This window comes from uncultured Gimesia sp., assembly GCF_937910335.1.
GTDB lineage: Bacteria > Planctomycetota > Planctomycetia > Planctomycetales > Planctomycetaceae > Gimesia.
Genome location: NZ_CALEMX010000619.1, coordinates 1 through 2,148 on the forward strand (window position 1 = coordinate 1; position 2,148 = coordinate 2,148).

Annotated in this window: 2 protein-coding genes and 2 pseudogenes; all 4 read left to right on the top strand. The window is 46.0% G+C overall.

The window, feature by feature from the left end; genetic code table 11:
* Positions 1-743, top strand: a pseudogene (locus tag Q0668_RS25435) (hypothetical protein); the annotation flags it as partial.
* A 141-nt stretch (positions 744-884) separates the two neighbouring features.
* A complete protein-coding gene (locus tag Q0668_RS25440) occupies positions 885-1,313 on the top strand; it encodes a hypothetical protein (protein WP_298869373.1) in 429 nt (142 codons plus the stop codon).
* Positions 1,306-1,947 carry a CDP-alcohol phosphatidyltransferase family protein gene (locus Q0668_RS25445; protein ID WP_298869374.1) on the top strand — a complete coding sequence of 214 codons (642 nt, stop codon included), beginning with the start codon at positions 1,306-1,308 and terminating at the stop codon, positions 1,945-1,947. The genes Q0668_RS25440 and Q0668_RS25445 overlap by 8 nt, the downstream gene beginning before the upstream one ends.
* 2 nt (positions 1,948-1,949) lie before the next feature.
* A pseudogene (locus Q0668_RS25450) lies at positions 1,950-2,148 on the top strand (phosphatidate cytidylyltransferase); the annotation flags it as partial.

Genomic DNA, 2,148 nt, shown 5'->3' on the forward strand with positions numbered 1-2,148 from the left:
CATGGACCGCTCCGGTTCGGTTGCGCAGCGTCAGCAGGACCACATCGCCAGATTTTGAGACCTGGAGTCAGCCTGTGGCGATGAATCCCAATCAGCAAGGAGAACATCTTTATACGAATCAGACGCAACCGTACTTCCGCGCTCCGCACATTTATATTGCACTGCCCACGCGTTTTGTTCCGGGACGCGGTGATGCACCCGATTATGACAAAAAAGATGTCAACGCAACTGATATTCTCTTCATGTCAACGCGCGCGGGCTCCACAAAATACGATCGACTCTTTAAACATGCCTTTATCAGACCAGGGCTCGACCCAGAACGCTGGCGTAACCGATCAAACTACATGGCGCTCAACGTCGTTCCCACAAGTTCTCGTGAGATGTCGATCTATCATCGTAGCGGTGATCGATACGTTTTGCGCACGGATGGATTTATCTCCGTCAATGCAGGTTCAGAAGAGGGCGAACTCTTAACCAAACCGTTCATTTTTTCAGGCAAGCGATTGTTGCTCAATTTCAGTGCCAGCGCAGCGGGTAGTCTGCGAGTAGAAATTCAATCGGCAGAAGGAACGCCCCTTCCCGGATTTACGCTCAAAGAGTGTCTACCAGTGGTCGGTGATAAAATCGAGGGTTCTGTAAGCTGGCGCGGCAATGGTAAGCTGGCCTCACTCGCCGGTCAGCCGGTGCGACTGCGAATTGTGATGCAGGAGTGCGATCTATATTCATTTCGTTTTCAGAAATAATGAGTCCGAAATGAAATATCAGCTCGTTTGGCAGCATCGTATTAGACCGCGTATAACCCAGGGTGAATTGATTATGAAAGTGTCGCGATTACCAGTTATGGATGATGGAATAGAAAACATTTTGATTGAAACTATTGCTTGATGAAAAATCATAAATTTATGGAAAAGAGTATTCGAACGTCCTGGCTATTTAATTTGGTCTCAGCTTTTCTGGCGTTTATGCTATGGGGCAGTTGGGCTTATTATATTAATTCCGCTAATTCAGCGCAATCCGGCATAATCTCTGCGTTAACTCAAGGGACCGCAAGTTTCATGATTACGTTCGTGATGGTGCGCGCTGTCACGTATCTTTATCACTACTTTCAAAACCCGGTGACAAAAATTGTGTTGCCAGCGATCGTAGTCGTTAGTTTTACCAGTGTGCTTCTGGTAAATGTGCATACGCTAATGGGGACACCGCGGGTGTTTTATACGATACTTCCCGGTTTGACGGTTGCGTTTTGCTTTTGTCTTTTGACTTCATTTAAGCTACTCAAGATCCAACAACAGAGATGCAAACAATATGAATGATTTGAACGCCAGACGTCCGCTCAAGATAAGAGATGTGAAAATCGTGAATCGGTTTGCAAGTTTCTTGAGCAGCAAAAATATTACTCCCAATCAGATCTCCGTTCTCAGCGTTGCATTTGCTGCTTTAGCTGCCTTTAGTTTTTTGATGTATGCACGGGAACAGCATTGGTGGTTATTGATTCTGGCCGGTTTATCTATTCAATGTCGATTACTCTGTAATTTGTTCGACGGGATGGTCGCCGTTGAGGGAGGGAAGAGTACAAAGTCCGGTGAAATGTTTAATGATATCCCTGACCGCGTTGCTGATCCTTTGATTCTGGTTACTGCCGGTTATGCAATTCATGTTGTAGGCTATGGTGGAGAACTCGGTTGGTGTGCCGGCCTACTGGCTGTGATGACCGCTTATATTCGTTCATTGAATGCCAGTATTGGCACTCCCGTTGATTTCAAGGGACCAATGGCTAAACAACACCGGATGGCGGTAATGACATTTGCCTGTGTCTTCGCGTCAGGGGAAATTATATTTTGGAAAACTGATTATACATTGTTGATCGCTCTCATCCTGATATGCCTCGGCTGTGTGATAACATGTATTCGACGGACTATCTCTGCCTATCGATTTCTGGAAGCGTAAACATGTTGGATATTCCCAGACATTCTTTCAATGCCATGCTGGTTGTGTTGGCATTGCTGTTAATTGCGACAACCTGCAGGTTACTGCTGGCACGAATTAATCCTGAGAAAGATTACACGGAACTGCGCCAGCGAATCCAGTCCTGGTGGTGGATGATTGGCATTTTGTTTGTCTGCTTAATAGTAAGCCAAACAACGGCGA